Origin of the sequence: Roseibium litorale, from assembly GCF_014842915.1 — a bacterium.
GTDB classification, from domain to species: Bacteria; Pseudomonadota; Alphaproteobacteria; order Rhizobiales; family Stappiaceae; genus Roseibium; species Roseibium litorale.
Map to the genome: position 1 here is coordinate 55749 of NZ_JACYXI010000001.1, position 15680 is coordinate 71428.

Genomic DNA, 15680 nt, shown 5'->3' on the forward strand with positions numbered 1-15680 from the left:
TTGCAACGCAGAAACAAGAAAACCGGCGCCAAATGGCACCGGTTTTCCTTATCACGTCTTGACGCTGAGTCGCGCCTGGTTCCGGCACCTCCTGGCCCGGTCCGGATCAGATCGCCAGATATTCCTGCCGCAACTCGGCATTATCGAGCACCTCCTGAGCGGCTCCGTCGAAAACGACTTCGCCCATGTCCAGGATCACCGCACGGTCCGCCAGATGCAGGGCGGCAATCGCGTTCTGCTCCACGATGATCGTCGTGATGCCGAGCTCCTTCACCCCTTCCAGGATGCGCTCGATCTCATGCACGATCACCGGCGCCAGGCCCTCATAGGGCTCGTCCAGAAGCAGCAGCTTGATGTCCCGGGCCAGCACCCGGGCAATGGCCAGCATCTGCTGCTCACCGCCGGACATGGTGATCCCCTCCTGGTTGCGCCGTTCGGCAAGGCGCGGGAAGTGATCATAGATCCGCTCGATCGACCAGCCCTTGGGCTCGGCGATCTGGGCAAGCTCGAGATTTTCCTGAACGGTCAGACCTGGAATGATCCGCCGGTCCTCCGGCACCAGGCCGACGCCGCAGCGGGACGCCTGATAGCTTTTCATCTCATGCAGCGGCTGGTGATCCAGCCAGATCTCGCCATGGGTCAGGCGCGGATTGTCCATCCGGGCAATGGTGCGCAGGGTCGAAGTCTTGCCCGCCCCGTTCCGGCCCAGAAGAGCAAGGATTTCGCCCTCCCTGACGTCAAACCGCACACCCTGAACGATATAGCTCTCGCCATAATAGGCGTGAAGGTCCCAGGCGGAGAAGAAAGCCGGCGCACCGCCCTGCGGCCTGACCGGCGCCACGCCCGGCGCGGTGCGGCCAGCGAGCTTTTCGTCCAAAAGGGTCATAGATGCGCTCCTCCGAGATAGGCTTCCTGAACGCGCGGGTCGCCCTTGATGTCCTGAGGCGATCCTTCGGCGATAACCGTGCCCTGGGCCAGAACGCTGATCTTGTTTGCCAGGGAGAACACCACATGCATGTCGTGCTCGATAACGATCTTGGTGATGCCCCGTTCGCCGATCCGCTTCAAAAGGTCGATTGTATTGTTGGTGTCCGCCCGGGACATGCCGGCGGTCGGTTCATCCAGAAGCAGAAGCTTGGGATCCTGAACCAGGCACATGGCGAGCTCCAGGCGCCGCTTGTCGCCGCGCGAGAGGCTGCCGGCGATCATGTCCTTCTTCGAAGCAAGACCGACATCCTCCAGCATATGCATGGAGCGGTCGCGGACTTCCGAGTCCTGATCGACCCGCCCCCAGGCTTTCAGCGCGAACTCACCATCCCGCCGGGCCATGGTCGGGATCATGATGTTTTCCAGAAGCGTCAGATCCCCGAAGATCTCAGGCGTCTGGAACACCCGCGACACACCTGCCTGGTTGATCTCATGGGCTTTCAGGCCGATGAGCGAGGTGTTTCCGAACATGACCGATCCGGTGTCCGGGATCAGGCGGCCGACGAAGCAGTTGAGCAAGGTGGATTTGCCTGCCCCATTCGGGCCGATGATGGCGTGAACGGTTCCCTCCTCCACGGAGAGATTCACATCATTGAGAGCTCTTAGACCGCCAAAGGCCTTGTTGACGCCCTGAACCTTGAGAATTTCCATTGTCGTTCCCTTTTCCGGCGTTATTCGGCAGGTGCAGTCTGATGAGAGCCCTTCGCGCCGGAGGACCGGCGGAACACCCGCCCGATCCGGCTGAAGCCTTCCATGATGCCGCCCGGCAGGAAAATGACGATCAGCATGAAGAGCACGCCAAGCGTCAGATGCCAGCCTTCACCCACGAAAAGTCCCGTGATTGCGACAACAGGCGTCTCCAGAAAGTCCGGCAGGAAGCCGAAGATGCTGTGCAGGGTCTGATCATTGAAGGCCGAGAAGATATTCTCGAAATACTTGATAAGCCCTGCCCCAAGGATCGGCCCAAGCAATGTGCCCATGCCGCCGAGGATAGTCATTAGGACCACCTCACCGGAGGCCGTCCACTGCATGCGCTCGGCGCCGGCCAGCGGATCGGTGATGCAAAGCAGTGCGCCCGCAAGACCGGCGTACATGCCGGAAATAACGAAGGCAGCCAGCGTGTAGGGGCGCGGATTGAGGCCCGTGTAGTTCATCCGGTTCTGGTTGGACTTCACCGCCCTGAGCATGGTGCCGAAAGGTGAGCGGAAAATCCGCTGGGCGATGAAGAACCCGATGATCAGCAGCACCGCGCAGAAATAGAAGCCGGGATAGCCGTTCATTTCCACCCCGAACAGGGTCGAGACCAGCGGAGCATCGCCCTGGCTTGCAGCATCGAACAGACGCGGATCGGTGCGCAGAACCCGCAATCCTGTTTCGCCGTTGGTGATTGGGGTCAGCACCGAGTAGGCCAGATTGTAGGACATCTGGGCGAATGCGAGCGTCAGGATGGAAAAGTAGATCCCCGAACGCCGCAGACTGACGAAGCCGATGGCCATCGCAAAGACGCCCGAGGTCACAACCGCCAGGATGACGGCAGGCACCGGATTCATGCCGAGCAGCTTAAATGACCAGACCGCAGTGTAGGATCCGACCCCGAGAAAAGCCGCATGGCCGAAGGAGAGATATCCGGTCAGACCAAACAACAGGTTGAAGCCGGTAGCAAAGAGACCGTAGATCGCGAATTTCTGCAGGAGATCCGGATACCCTGCCCCGATCGGCGCCAGCCAGAATGGCATGGTCAGCACGGCAACGGCAAAGACGGCGAACATCAGCAAGTCGCGGGAGGAAGTTGGTGTCGTGCTCATTGTTCTTAGTTCTCCATGACACCTCTGCGGCCCATCAACCCGCGCGGACGCACGAGGAGGATGACCACAGCAACAAGATAGATAATGATCTGGTCGATACCCGGCAGGATCTCCTTCACCTCATTCATGGAGGCAAAAGATTGGAGAATACCCAGGAGGAACCCGGCGGCAACAGCGCCCGGGAGAGACCCCATGCCCCCCACGACAACCACGACGAACGACAGCACGAGAAAGTCCATGCCAATGTGATAGTCCGGCGGCAGGATCGGCGTGTACATCACACCGGCCAGACCGGCAACGACTGCGGCAATCGCAAAGACGATGGTAAAACGCCGTTCGATGTTGATGCCGAGAAGCCCCACGGTTTCACGGTCGGCCATACCTGCGCGCACCACCATGCCGAAGGTCGTGAACTGCAGGAACGCAAACACACCAGCGATGATGCCCGCGGCAAACAGCAGATAGACCATGCGCCACCAGGGATAGACAATGGCACCGGCCTGGAGGCCGAGCATTGCCCCTATATCGGCGGCGCCGCGCACGGCGTCCGGGGCAGTTTGCGGCAGCGGGTTGGCACCGAAGATAGCCTTGATGATTTCCTGCAGCACAATCGCAAGGCCAAAAGTGACAAGGATCTGGTCTGCATGGGGCCGGTTATAGAAGTGCTTGATCAGGCCGCGTTCCATGACAAAGCCGACCAGCAGCATGACCGGTATGGCGAGCAGGATTGAGACAGGAACCGAGTAGTTCACGATCCAAATGCCGAAGTCGCCGAACATGGCTTCCGCATAGGGAGTCCGCACTTCAAGCGGCGAGCCCCAAGCCGTGGTCTTTGTCGGGTCGATCGTGATTTTCTGCAGCGTAATCAGCTTGTTGAAGGAGACCGCGCAGAACGCGCCAAGCATGAACAATGCGCCATGGGCAAAGTTCACGACGCCGAGCGTGCCGAAGATGAGGGTCAGGCCAAGAGCGATCAGCGCGTAGGCGCCGCCCTTGTCCAGTCCGTTAAGCAATTGAAGAAGAAGAACATCCATCGGATCTGCCGCCATTTGCTGACCAGAAACCATCCCGGCAGCTGAAACTCCCGGGAATAAGGAACGGCCGCCCGATCCGGGCGGCCGTCAGGATTAAAACGCGCTTAGACTCCGTTGTTGTAGGAGCCCAGCTCACCACCGAGCATGTCGGCGGGATATTCGACCTGAGCACGCGGGGTGATTTCCACCACTTCGAGAAGGTCGAACTGCGAGGACGGGTTTTCTTTACCCTTCACGACCAGAACATCCTTGAAGCACTGGTGGTCGGCAGCGCGGTAAAGGGTTGGGCCATTGCCCAGACCGTCAAACTCAAAGCCTTCCAGCGCGGCACCGACAGCGCTCGGCATGAAGGTGCCGGCGCGCTGCGCTGCATCTGCATAGAGCAGAGCCTGCACATAGCAGGTATGGGCTGCCTGGCTCGGCGGGAAGCCGTATTCCTGTCCGAAGGACTTCACGAAGGCCTGGGAGCCAGCGTCCTGCAGGGACCAGTGCCAGTTGGTGGAGCCGAAAATGCCCTTGATGGCGTCGCCCGCCCCCTGAGCCATCAGGCGCGAGAACAGCGGCACGACGATCACGAACGGCTTGCCGTTCACTTCCTTATCGCGCAGACCAAACTGAACGGCCTGAGACAGGGAGTTCACCATGTCCTTGCCATAGTGGTTGAGGACAAGCGTGTCAGCGCCCGAATTCAGGATGGGCGTGATGTACTGCGAGTAGTCACCGGCTCCCACCGGTGTACGGACAGCGGCAACCGTTTCCCAGCCGAAGGGTTCGGTGTACTTCTGGATCGAGCCTTCCTGAGACCATCCCCAGGTGTAGTCCGCCGTCAGGTGATAGACCTTGCGGCCTTCGCCATAGGCATTCTTCAGCACCGGAGCCAGTGCTGCGCCGGACATTTCCGTGTTGAAGAAGTGACGGAAGCCGTTGGCGCGGCGGTCCTTGCCGGTCGTGTCATTGGAGTGGGTCAGGCCAGCCATGAAGATGACGCCGGCTTCCTGGCAGAGCGACTGCACGGCGATTGCCACACCGGAGGACGAGCCGCCGGTAATCATGACAGCGCCATCCTTCTCGATCATACGCTTGGCAGACGCGCGGGCCGCATCAGACTTAGTCTGCGTATCACCGGTGACGAAGGCGACTTTCTTGCCATTCACACCGTTGCCGCCCAGAGCCTTGGACGAGAAGGTGTTGAGCATGCCGCCGTCACCCTCACCATTTAGGTGCTTGACGGCCAGCTGATAGGCGCGCAGCTCGTCGGCACCTTCATCGGCATAGGCGCCGGTCTGTGGCACATTGAAGCCGAGCGTCACGGTGTCGCCCATCGGCTCGTTCAGATAACCGGCCGACCAGGCACGGCTGGTAAAGATCGTCGGGGTCGCAAGAACAAGACCGCCAGCTGCGCCGGAACGCAGAATAGAACGGCGGCTAAGCGGTTTACGAGTAAGGGTCATGCTTTCCTCCCAGAAAGGCCCGTTGCCTACATGGATACCTGCGGCACCTCCGCAGGCCGCCAGCGCACCCCATGGCAACTTCCCAGCCGGATGTCCGGCCCCTCAGCCACAAGGAATGCAAGCTGCCATTACTGTAGAAAGGAGCTCTTCAATCCTGCAATACGACTATCGGCGTGATACATTCGGATTCTCGTCATATTTTCTTCAGGAATACACCAGAAAATAAAATAAATAGCCTTTATTCCGCATTGCAACATTCGCCACTTCAACCAAAACGCTGAGACATAAATGCTATTCCATCTCACTTAAGCATAATTTTACGCCATATTCCGCAACGCAATAAACCCGCATTATTCGAAAGTCTATTAGACTAATCTTCTACGCGTTGGTCCGGGAATTTTTCACAACCTGCTCTCGGTTCTTTGCATCAAGTGATGGGCGCGTTAGTGTTCCGTCCCCAACTGAATCCTCCCGATTCCCGGAGATGACATTGAGTTCTCCCGCTCTGATCGAAACCCTTGACCAGCTTGAAGCTCTCTATGGCCGCCCCGCGGTGACATCCACAGCCAAAGTGGCCGACCGGGTCACTCCTGCCTATCGGCAGATGATCGAGGCCTCATCCTTTTGCGCCCTTGCCACCAGCGGACCGGAAGGGCTCGATTGCTCTCCCCGCGGGGATGCGGGCACCTGTGTGATCATCCAGGATGACAAGACACTGCTGATGCCCGACCGGCGCGGCAACAACAGGATCGACTCCTTGAGAAACATCGTGCGGGACCCGAGGGTCGCGCTGATGATGCTGATCCCTGGATCCCTTTCGACCCTGCGCGTCAACGGCACGGCCAAACTGTCCGCCGGCCCCGCCCTTCTGGATAGCCTCAGCATGGATGGCAAGGCGCCACGCAGCGTTATCGTCATCACCGTGGACGAGATCTACTTCCAATGCGGCCGTGCGGTGCTGCGGGCTGGCCTTTGGGACCCATCGAAACATATCGATCCGGCATCACTCCCCACCCCGGGCCAGATTCTCGAGGACATGTCCTCAGGCGAAGTGGATGGCAAGGTCTATGATGACGAGTGGCCGGGCCGCGCGGCGAAGTCCATGTGGTGAGTGAGGACCCGGCGATGACATTGACGCCACTGCTCCAAGCTGGCCCCGTTATCGCCACCCATGCGTTTGCCGCCTTGGCGGCCCTGCTCTCCGGCGCTTTGCAGCTGGCCCTGCCGAAGGGGACCTTCCTGCACAAGATCACCGGCTATCTTTGGATTGCCCTGATGCTCTGGACGGCAGCCTCCAGCCTGTTCATTCACGAGATCCGCCTGCTCGGCCCCTTCAGCCCGATTCATATTCTCTCGATCGCAACGCTGATCGCCGTGCCGCGGGCCATCGCGGCAGCCAGATCCGGCAAAATCACGACGCACAGGGCGATCATGAGATCACTCTATTTCTGGGCTCTGATCGTTGCCGGGCTCTTCACGCTGCTTCCTGGCCGGATCATGCATCACGTCGTGTTCGGTTCCTGAAACACCGGAAACCCCATGCTCGAAGACACTTACACCGCAGGCAATCCGGCTCTTTGCGGCAGCAACCGCCTGATCGTTCTGTCCGGATGTTCCGGCTCGGGAAAATCGACGCTCCTGGCGGCTCTGTCTGAGGCGGGCTGCAAGGTCGTCCCCGAGGCTGGGCGTCAGATCGTGCGGGAGGAGGAAGCCATCGGCGGAACCGGACTTCCCTGGGTTGATCCCTTGCGTTTCGTCGAACTCGCGGCCTCCCGCTACGCCTATCACTTCAACAGCCTTTCCCCGGACACCCTGCCCGCAAACGGTCAACCCGTGATCTTTGACCGCTCCCTTGTCGATGTTGTGTCCTACCTTGCCTATCGGGGCCTGGAGACACCGGCCCATCTCGGCAGGATGCTGGAGATTTACAGATATTGCCCGGTGGTTCTGATGACCCCGCCCTGGCCGGAGATCTACGAGGATGACGGCGAGAGGCAGAAGGACTTGTCAGAAGCTCTCCGGGAATACGAGGCACTGATGGAGGCCTACCGGGGGCTTGGATACCAGCCTCTCCTCATTCCGAAAGCAACGGTGCCGGAACGGGCGGCCTTCGTGATGGAAACCCTTGAAAGACTGCGGCAAACCGAAACAGGCAGTTGGAGAGCCCGGCCCGAGCCTCTATCTTGATGGGCAATACCGGTTCCCCGGCCGGACACAGGACACCATCAAACCCTCGCGGCCCTTCCCATCGGCCCGAACGAACAAGGCTAAAGACACCACATGTCTCACAATCCGCTTCTCGCCGACTGGTCCACGCCCTTTGAAGTTCCGCCCTTCGCCGAAATCGCTCCAGCCCATTTCAAGGAAGCCTTCGACACCGGCATGACCGAAGCCCGGGCAGAGATCGATGCAATCGCGGACAGCCTTGAAGCACCGACCTTCCAGAACACGATCGTGGCCCTGGAGACCGCTGGCGAGCGTCTGTCCCGCGCAGCACGGACCTTCTACAATCTGACCGGTGCGCACACCAATCCGGAACTTCAGGCTCTGGAGCGGGAGATGGCTCCGAAATTCGCCAAGCATGGATCGGAAACCGTCCTGAACGAGGCCCTGTTCAAACGCATCGACGCGCTTTGGGAGGCTCGCGAGACCCTTGGCCTCGACGCAGAAGCCCTGAAGGTGCTTGAGCGCTATCACAAGATGTTCCAGCGCGCCGGCGCCGGGCTTGATGCAGACGGCAAGACCCGGATTGCCGAAATCTCGCAGGAACTGGCAAGCCTTGGAACCAGCTTCGCCCAGAACGTCCTGAAGGACGAAGCGGACTACAAGCTGGTGCTGGAAGGCGAAGCCGATCTCGCAGGTCTCCCGGACTTTCTGATTGCAGCCGCCGCTGAGGCTGCCCGCGAGCGCGGTCTGGAAGGCAAGTATGTCATCACGCTGTCCCGCTCCCTGATCGAACCGTTCCTGCAATTCTCCACCAACCGCCCCTTGCGCGAGACCGCCTTCCGGGCCTGGAGCGCGCGCGGAGAAGGTGGCGGAGAGACGGACAACCGGGAAATCGTCGAAAGGACTCTTTCCTTGCGCAACGAGAAGGCCCGGCTGCTCGGTTTCGAGAGCTATGCCCACTACAAGCTCGACGACACCATGGCCAAGACGCCGGAAGCCGTCCGCGAGCTTCTGACCAAGGTCTGGACGCCAGCCCTTGCCCGCGCCAAGGAAGAAGAAGCCAAGCTGACGGAAGCGGCGCGCGCCGAAGGCGGCAACTTCCAGATCGCGCCTTGGGACTGGCGCCACTATGCGGAAAAGGTCCGCAAGGCGGAATTCGACCTCGATGAAGCCGAACTGAAGCCCTATCTGCAGCTCGACCGGATCATCGACGCCGCCTTCGACACGGCGACGCAGCTATTCGGTGTCACCTTTGAAGAGCGCAAGGATATTACGGTCTATCACCCGGATGTGCGCGTCTTTGAAATGAAGGACCGGGACGGCAATCACGCCGGGCTTTTCCTTGGCGACTATTTTGCTCGTCCCTCCAAGCGCTCCGGCGCCTGGATGAGTGCCTTCCGCTCCCAGCACAAGCTGAAGGGCGAGGTCACCCCGATCATCGTCAATGTGATGAACTTCTCAAAGGGCGCTCCCGGCGAGGCGACCCTTCTGACCTTCGACGATGCCCGCACCCTCTTCCATGAGTTCGGCCATGGCCTGCACGGGCTCCTGTCAAATGTGACCTATCCGATGATTTCCGGCACTTCCGTCGCCCGCGATTTCGTCGAACTGCCCTCCCAGCTCTATGAGCACTGGCTGGGCCAACCGGAAGTGCTGTCGCGCTTCGCCACCCACTACAAGACCGGCGAGCCGATGCCCAAGGCGCTGCTCGACAAATTGAAGGCGGCGGAGAATTTCAATCAGGGTTTTGCGACGGTCGAATACACGTCCTGCGCCCTGATCGACCTGAATCTCCATCTCATCGAAAAGCCGGAAGGCCTTGATGTCACTGAGTATGAGCGCGAATCCCTGGAGGAGCTGGACATGCCCTCCTCCATCACCATGCGCCACCGGATCCCGCATTTTGCCCATGCTTTTGCAGGTGAAGGCTACTCGGCCGGCTACTACAGCTACATGTGGTCGGAAGTGATGGATGCGGATGCCTTCGGGGCCTTCGAGGAAGCCGGCAACGTCTTCGATCGGGCAGCAGCAGAACGGCTCTACACCAACATCTATTCCGCAGGCGGCAAGCCGGATCCGGCAGAAGCCTATGAGGCCTTCCGCGGACGGGCGCCCAAGATCGACGCGCTTCTGAAGGGCCGGGGTCTCGCCGCCTGAGACACACTCGCCAAGGCCCGTCCCGATCTAACGGGACGGGTCAGACTGCTGACAAAGGTACAAAAGCTGAGATAGTCATCCCGGCCAAGCGGAGCGCGAGCCGGGACCGGTGAGCCAAAAGACTATCAGTTTAAGAGAGTTGCATACCGAAATACCTCGACTCACCGGTCCCGGATCTCCGCTTCGCTGCGTCCGGGATGACGAGTTGAGAGGTTTGCCAGCACCCTCGCCCGTCCCGATCTAACGGGATGGGTCCTTCTCTCTCAAGGTTCTCGTTCCATGACCCAAGACACATCCCCCACAGCGCCACTCTTCCGGGCCGGCCTGATCCTCGGCGGTCTGGCTGGCGCTGCAGGCGTTGCCCTGATGGCCGCCTCCGCCCATCTCGACGACACCGGTCTGATGCGCCTTGCCGCTGAAATGCTGCTCTTCCATGCGCCAGCCCTCCTGGCGATCGCAGCCCTGTCCCAGGTGCGGAGGGTTCCGTTCCTGCCGGTTGCGGCCATCTTGATGACCTGCGGCCTCGTTCTCTTTTGCGGCGATCTCGTCTCCCGCGCCATGCTCGGTGACAGGCTTTTTCCCATGGCGGCCCCCACAGGCGGCAGTCTGATGATCCTGTCCTGGCTCGCAACCCTTTCGAGCGCCCTCTGGATCCGTCCCCGCTGACCTCACAGGTCTGCGATGATTTGAGAGGATGCAAAGACACCCGGGAAGCGCTATGACAGGGTGTTTTTGAATACTGATTGACGAGGCAAGCCTTGACCGCCCACGCGACCATTCCCACGGACGAAGACGATTTCATCCCGCCCTACCCGTTCCGGCATGAAACCCAGCCATCGGTCATCAAGCTGATCGGCCTGGCGCGGAAGAACTTCCTCTCCATCTGGTCGCAGCGGGACTTTGCCCGCCGGTTCATGAGCCAGCGCGTTCTGCGCACCCATCTATTCGTCTGCAATCAGCCGGATGTGGTGCACGAGGCCTTCCAGTCGAACCATCAGGCTTTCCAGCGCAAGAGCCCGCAAATGCGCCATGCGCTGGAGCCCCTGCTGGGCGATGGCTTGTTCATCAGCGACACGGAGACCTGGCGCAAGCGCCGCAAGGTGGTCGCCCCAATCATCCACGGCTCGCGCGTGCCGGGCTTTGCCCCGATCATGGTCGACACGATAACCGAAACCCGCGACGCCTGGGCGCAAAAGGGAGAAGGCACGGAGATCGACGCGCTGGAGGAAATGGCGCATCTGACGGCGGAAATCATCTGCCGGACGATTTTTGGCCGGAACCTCGGTGGTAACTACGCCTCTGAAGTGGTTCAGGGCTTTTCGGATTATCAGCGCCATATCGACCAGATCGACATTCAGTCCATGCTGGGACTGCCGGACTGGATGCCGCGTTTCAGGGGCAGCGCCATCAAGCAATCCGTCAACCGGATCCTCTCCGTTCTGGACGAGATCATCGACAGCTACCACGCCCAGAAGGAAAGCGGTGAAGCCTCGGTCATCGGCGGTCTTCTGGAAGCCCGCGACGAGGATGGCCGTCCGCTGTCACGCGAAGCGATCCGCAGCGAAGCCGCCGTGATCTTCATGGCCGGCCACGAGACCACAGCGAACACGCTGGCCTGGACCTGGTTCCTTCTGTCCAAGTCCCCCCGCGTTGCCGCAAAGCTCCATGAGGAGCTGGACCGGGTTCTGGACGGACGGACCCCGACCTTCCAGGACGTCGCAAATCTGCCCTACACCAAGGCAATCATCGAAGAGACCCTGCGGCTCTATCCGCCGGTGCCGATCCTCGCGCGCCAGGCCATGGAAGATGCAACCCTGTCCGGAACCCGTGTGCCCAAGGGCTCGATTGTGATGGTCGTGCCGTGGCTCATGCACCGCAACCCGAACCTTTGGGACAAACCGGACGCCTTCTGGCCGGAGCGGTTCCTGGAAGACAGCAAACGGCCGAACAAATATGGCTATGTGCCCTTCTCCATCGGTCCGCGCATCTGTGCTGGCCTGCAGTTCGGCATGACAGAGTCGATCCTGTCGCTGGCGACCCTTGCCTCGAAGTTCTCGCTGGAGCTCAAGCCGGGCGAAGACATCCAGCCGGTTTGCCGTCTTACCTTGCGGCCCGGCAACGATCTGCCCATGATCCTGCGCGAACGGGCTTGAGCTGGCTTGACGTGAAAAAGCCTCTTCAGTTCCAGGACATTCCCTTTGAAGAAACCTTGCCGGAGGAACCGCCTGCCCCTGCGCTTGCGGACCTCTTAGGCAAAGACCCGTCCGCGCGAAAGAGCGCCTGGAACTACTGGGGGACCTCCGGCCTGCAGGGTTTGGTCAACACCGGCACCCATCATCTGCTGGCAGCATCCCCATCCGGATTTGTGACGGCCTTCGGCCGGCATCTTTCTCATCTTGCCAGAATCCGGTTTCAAAACCGGATTTTCGCAAAACGGATCGCCCGCAATCTCTTCGCGCTGCAGCCGGAACTGAAGAACAATCCGGGTGAGCAGCGCAGGTCCCTGATCCGCTGGTGGCAAAACATCAGCAGCACCATGGCCGAGTTCGCAAAGGCCAACACGATCTGGACCCGTGGCAGGATCACCGTTCATGGGCGGGAGCATCTCGAGGCCGCCAAGACCCTTGGCGGACCGCTCGTCATTGTCTCCATGCATCTGGGAACCTGGGAAGCGGCTTTCACGGCCTTCCACCTGGACCTGGCGGCGCCCTGTACAGGCCCGTTCCAGCCGGAGCCTTGCCGCTTCAGCAACCGCATCGTCTATAACCTGCGCCGGAAACGGAACCAGTATCTGTTTCCACCAGGCCAGAGGAGCGCCTACCGGCTGCACCGGCTGCTGACGGGCGGCGCCTCCAACCTGATGATCTTCATCGACGAGATGCGGATCAATCAGGTCCATCTGCCGCTCTTCGGCCGCCCGGTTCCAGAGGCGGGAAACGGCGTCGTGGCAATCAAGCTTGCCAATGCGTCCGGCGGGACAATCCTTCCGGTCTACCTGCGCCGCAAGGGCTCCCGCTTCGACCTGATCATCGAGCCACCGCTTGAGCCATCAGGCGATGGCAAGGAGCGGTATCCGGTCGAAGAGACGCTTCAGCGCCTGAACGATGTCTTTGAGCCCGTGGTGCTACGGGACATCGAGCACTGGTACATGCTTTCCGAACTGCGCCTGCCCGAAGGCTTTGAAGACGATCAGGCCCGGCAGGACCACATCGCCCGGCAGCGGGCAAGAGCGGATGACAGATAGGGCCTGCCCCATCGTCTAGATGCCCTGCCAAAACTCAGCGGAAACAGATCAAACGTGCGCGGGACGCTGCAGGGGAACAGCAGGTGCTGCCAGACTCTGCAAGACTCTGCAAATGAGTGGGCCCCGGGTCTCGCAGAGCTCGCCCGGGGTGACCGGTGAGCTGAGTCCGGATGCCCCCCCCCCCCCCCGGACGCAGAGCAGCGGAGATCCGGGGCCTACTCATTTGCAGAGTAAGGCGAACGGGCTCAACTGTGACCTGATCAAGACAACCGCGAGATCCCACTGCGGAAAAGATGCTGAATTGAGAGACTGGCCTTGAAGAGCAAGCACCGGCACATGAGCCGGGACTTGCATTGAGAAAGGATCATCCCAGAAGACGTTCCGCGTGCCAGGCCATGTGATCCCAGCCGAAGGTGGAGACGAAGTAATAGGAGTGGTCATAGCCTTCCTGCATCCGGAAGGTCGACGGGATGCGGGCCTCGGCCAGAGCGCCAGCCAGCGCCTCCGGCTTCAGGAGATCGAGGAACTGGTCACTCGCTCCCTGATCGATCAGGATGTCCCCCTTCCAGCCCTTGGACTTGACCAGCAAGGTCGCATCGTGAGCGGCCCAAAGGCTCTCATCCTCGCCGAGATAGGCGGCAAGCTGCTTGCGGCCCCAGTCGGACTGGCTCGGATGGGCAATCGGAGCGAAAGCGGACAGGGACTGATAGAGATCCGGCTCGTTCATCGCCAGCGTCAGAGCGCCATGACCACCCATGGAATGGCCGGTGATGCCATGACGGCTGTTGACGGCGAAGGTCTTCTGCACAAGATCGCGCAGTTCCTGTGTCACATAGTCATACATGCGGAAATGCGGCGCCCAGGGGCTTTCCGTGGCATTGACGTAGAAGCCTGCGCCCTGCCCCAGATCATAAGCCTCGTCATTGGCAACGCCTTCGCCGCGCGGGCTGGTGTCCGGGAAGACGACGGCAATGCCGAACTCGGCTGCGTGCTCCTGAAGCCCCGCCTTGGTCATGGCGTTCTCATGGGTGCAGGTCAGGCCCGACAGGTACCAGAGCACCGGCACCGGACCATCCTTGGCCTGCGGGGGCATGTAGACGGCGAAGGTCATGTCGACGCCGCAGGTCTTGGAGGCGTGGGAATAAACGCCCTGAACCCCGCCGTAGCAGCGGTTTTCGGAAATGGTTTGCATCAAAACCTCCATTATTTTTCTTGAGCCGCGGGACCGGTCAGATCCCGGTACATCACAAATGCGTCCACATAACCCTGGACCGGATGGTTGAACGCCCCAGGCAAACGGCCCACGATATCAAAGCCATGGCTTTGCCAGATAGCAACGGCGCGCGTGTTCGTGGAGACGACGAAATTGAACTGCATGGCCCGGAAGCCGCGTTGCGGCGCGGCCTCCAGAGAGTGTGCCAGCATCCGCCTAGCAACGCCCTTGCCTGTCGCGGCCAGCGCCGTGACAAAACCGCAATTGCATACGTGGGCTCCGCCACCCTTCTGGTTCGGGCACAGGAAATAGGTGCCCAACAGGACACCTTCTTCCTCAACCACGAAGACCTCATGGCCGTTCAGCCAGTAGGCAAGCGCATCGTCGCGGGAGATCGCCGGGTCAACCGCATAGGTCTCCCCGGCTGAAAACACCGGCTGCAACATGCCCCAAACCCCATCCGAATCGGATGGGGAGAAGGGACGGATCAGAAGGTCAGCCATGACCTCAGTAAATGACGACGGAGCGGATGGATTCGCCGGCATGCATGAGGTCGAAGGCCTTGTTGATGTCGTCGAGCGGCATGGTGTGGGTGATCATCGGATCGATCTCGATCTTGCCGTCCATGTACCAGTCGACGATCTTCGGCACATCCGTGCGCCCGCGCGCGCCGCCAAAGGCCGTGCCGCGCCAGGACCGGCCCGTCACCAGCTGGAACGGACGGGTCGAGATCTCCGCTCCGGCAGGCGCAACCCCGATGATGATCGATTCGCCCCAGCCCTTGTGCGCGCATTCAAGCGCCGTGCGCATCACCTTCACATTGCCCGTGGCATCAAAGGTGTAATCCGCGCCGCCCTTGGTCAGATTGACCAGATAGGCAACCAGATCCCCCTCCACTGCGGCAGGATTGACGAAATGGGTCATGCCGAAGCGCTCCGCCATCGGAACCTTCGACGGGTTGAGATCCACACCGACGATCATATCCGCGCCTGCAAGCCGCAGGCCCTGGAGAACATTCAGGCCAATGCCGCCCAGACCAAAGACGATCGCCTTGGAGCCGATCTCCACCTTGGCCGTGTTGATCACCGCGCCAATGCCCGTCGTCACGCCGCAGCCGATGTAGCAGACCTTGTCGAACGGCGCATCTTCGCGGATCTTCGCCAGTGCAATCTCGGGCACAACCGTGAAGTTGGAGAAGGTCGAGGTGCCCATGTAATGCAGGATCGGATCCCCATCCAGCGTCGAGAACCGCGGCGTACCGTCCGGCATCAGGCCCTGCCCTTGCGTCGAGCGGATCGACTGGCACAGGTTGGTCTTCGGGTTGAGGCAGTATTCGCACTGGCGGCACTCGGGCGTATAAAGCGGGATCACGTGGTCGCCCGGCTTCAGACTGGTCACGCCCGGGCCAACCTCGACCACAACGCCCGCGCCTTCATGGCCCAGAATCGCCGGGAACAGGCCTTCCGGATCCGCTCCAGACAGCGTGAACTCGTCCGTGTGGCAAACGCCCGTCGCCTTGATCTCGACCAGAACCTCAAAGGCCTTCGGACCTTCAAGATTGACCGTCGTTACCTCAAGGGGCTTGCCCGCCCCAACCGCCAAAGCCGCTCTCGTCTGCATCTC

15 protein-coding genes are annotated in these 15680 nt (G+C 60.7%); 7 read left to right on the plus strand and 8 right to left on the minus strand.

What is annotated here, in order from left to right; translation table 11 throughout:
• Window positions 1–106: 106 nt before the first annotated feature.
• The 5 genes from IG616_RS00295 to IG616_RS00315 all read right to left on the minus strand — a co-directional run bounded on the left by IG616_RS00295 (window position 107) and on the right by IG616_RS00315 (window position 5277).
• Entirely contained in the window at window positions 107–886 is a 780-nt protein-coding gene (locus IG616_RS00295) for an ABC transporter ATP-binding protein (protein WP_192145317.1), read from the minus strand.
• A complete protein-coding gene (locus tag IG616_RS00300) occupies window positions 883–1638 on the minus strand; it encodes an ABC transporter ATP-binding protein (RefSeq protein ID WP_192145319.1) in 756 nt (251 codons plus the stop codon). The genes IG616_RS00295 and IG616_RS00300 overlap by 4 nt, the downstream gene beginning before the upstream one ends.
• A gap of 20 nt (window positions 1639–1658) precedes the next feature.
• Complete coding sequence (locus tag IG616_RS00305) at window positions 1659–2792, minus strand: branched-chain amino acid ABC transporter permease (RefSeq protein WP_192145321.1); 1134 nt, start codon at window positions 2790–2792, stop codon at window positions 1659–1661.
• A 5-nt stretch (window positions 2793–2797) separates the two neighbouring features.
• Window positions 2798–3826 (minus strand): branched-chain amino acid ABC transporter permease, encoded by a 1029-nt coding sequence (locus IG616_RS00310; RefSeq protein ID WP_192145323.1) that lies wholly within the window; start codon window positions 3824–3826, stop codon window positions 2798–2800.
• Between the two features lie 104 nt (window positions 3827–3930).
• On the minus strand, window positions 3931–5277 hold the full coding sequence (locus tag IG616_RS00315; protein ID WP_192145325.1) for a substrate-binding protein: 1347 nt from the start codon (window positions 5275–5277) through the stop codon (window positions 3931–3933).
• A 484-nt stretch (window positions 5278–5761) separates the two neighbouring features.
• On the opposite strand from IG616_RS00315, the gene IG616_RS00320 reads away from it, so the two are divergent.
• The 7 genes from IG616_RS00320 to IG616_RS00350 all read left to right on the plus strand — a co-directional run bounded on the left by IG616_RS00320 (window position 5762) and on the right by IG616_RS00350 (window position 12844).
• Window positions 5762–6388 carry a pyridoxamine 5'-phosphate oxidase family protein gene (locus IG616_RS00320; RefSeq protein WP_192145327.1) on the plus strand — a complete coding sequence of 209 codons (627 nt, stop codon included), beginning with the start codon at window positions 5762–5764 and terminating at the stop codon, window positions 6386–6388.
• 14 nt (window positions 6389–6402) lie between these two features.
• Window positions 6403–6801 carry a DUF2306 domain-containing protein gene (locus IG616_RS00325; protein WP_192145329.1) on the plus strand — a complete coding sequence of 133 codons (399 nt, stop codon included), beginning with the start codon at window positions 6403–6405 and terminating at the stop codon, window positions 6799–6801.
• 15 nt (window positions 6802–6816) lie between these two features.
• A complete protein-coding gene (locus IG616_RS00330; RefSeq protein ID WP_192145331.1) occupies window positions 6817–7464 on the plus strand; it encodes an AAA family ATPase in 648 nt (215 codons plus the stop codon).
• A 93-nt stretch (window positions 7465–7557) separates the two neighbouring features.
• On the plus strand, window positions 7558–9600 hold the full coding sequence (locus IG616_RS00335) for a M3 family metallopeptidase (protein WP_192145333.1): 2043 nt from the start codon (window positions 7558–7560) through the stop codon (window positions 9598–9600).
• A 279-nt stretch (window positions 9601–9879) separates the two neighbouring features.
• Entirely contained in the window at window positions 9880–10266 is a 387-nt protein-coding gene (locus IG616_RS00340) for a DUF423 domain-containing protein (RefSeq protein WP_192145335.1), read from the plus strand.
• Window positions 10267–10358: 92 nt separating this feature from the next.
• A complete protein-coding gene (locus IG616_RS00345; RefSeq protein ID WP_209007202.1) occupies window positions 10359–11753 on the plus strand; it encodes a cytochrome P450 in 1395 nt (464 codons plus the stop codon).
• 11 nt (window positions 11754–11764) lie between these two features.
• Window positions 11765–12844, plus strand: a complete 1080-nt coding sequence (locus IG616_RS00350) for an LpxL/LpxP family acyltransferase (protein WP_192145337.1) — start codon at window positions 11765–11767, stop codon at window positions 12842–12844.
• Between the two features lie 364 nt (window positions 12845–13208).
• Here IG616_RS00350 and fghA read toward each other — a convergent pair whose 3' ends face one another.
• The 3 genes from fghA to IG616_RS00365 are packed head-to-tail and all read right to left on the minus strand — an operon-like array spanning window position 13209 to window position 15677.
• Window positions 13209–14036 carry an S-formylglutathione hydrolase gene (gene fghA, locus IG616_RS00355; RefSeq protein ID WP_192145339.1) on the minus strand — a complete coding sequence of 276 codons (828 nt, stop codon included), beginning with the start codon at window positions 14034–14036 and terminating at the stop codon, window positions 13209–13211.
• An 11-nt stretch (window positions 14037–14047) separates the two neighbouring features.
• Window positions 14048–14560, minus strand: a complete 513-nt coding sequence (locus IG616_RS00360) for a GNAT family N-acetyltransferase (protein ID WP_192145341.1) — start codon at window positions 14558–14560, stop codon at window positions 14048–14050.
• 4 nt (window positions 14561–14564) lie between these two features.
• Window positions 14565–15677 (minus strand): S-(hydroxymethyl)glutathione dehydrogenase/class III alcohol dehydrogenase, encoded by a 1113-nt coding sequence (locus IG616_RS00365; protein WP_192145342.1) that lies wholly within the window; start codon window positions 15675–15677, stop codon window positions 14565–14567.
• Window positions 15678–15680 lie beyond the last annotated feature (3 nt).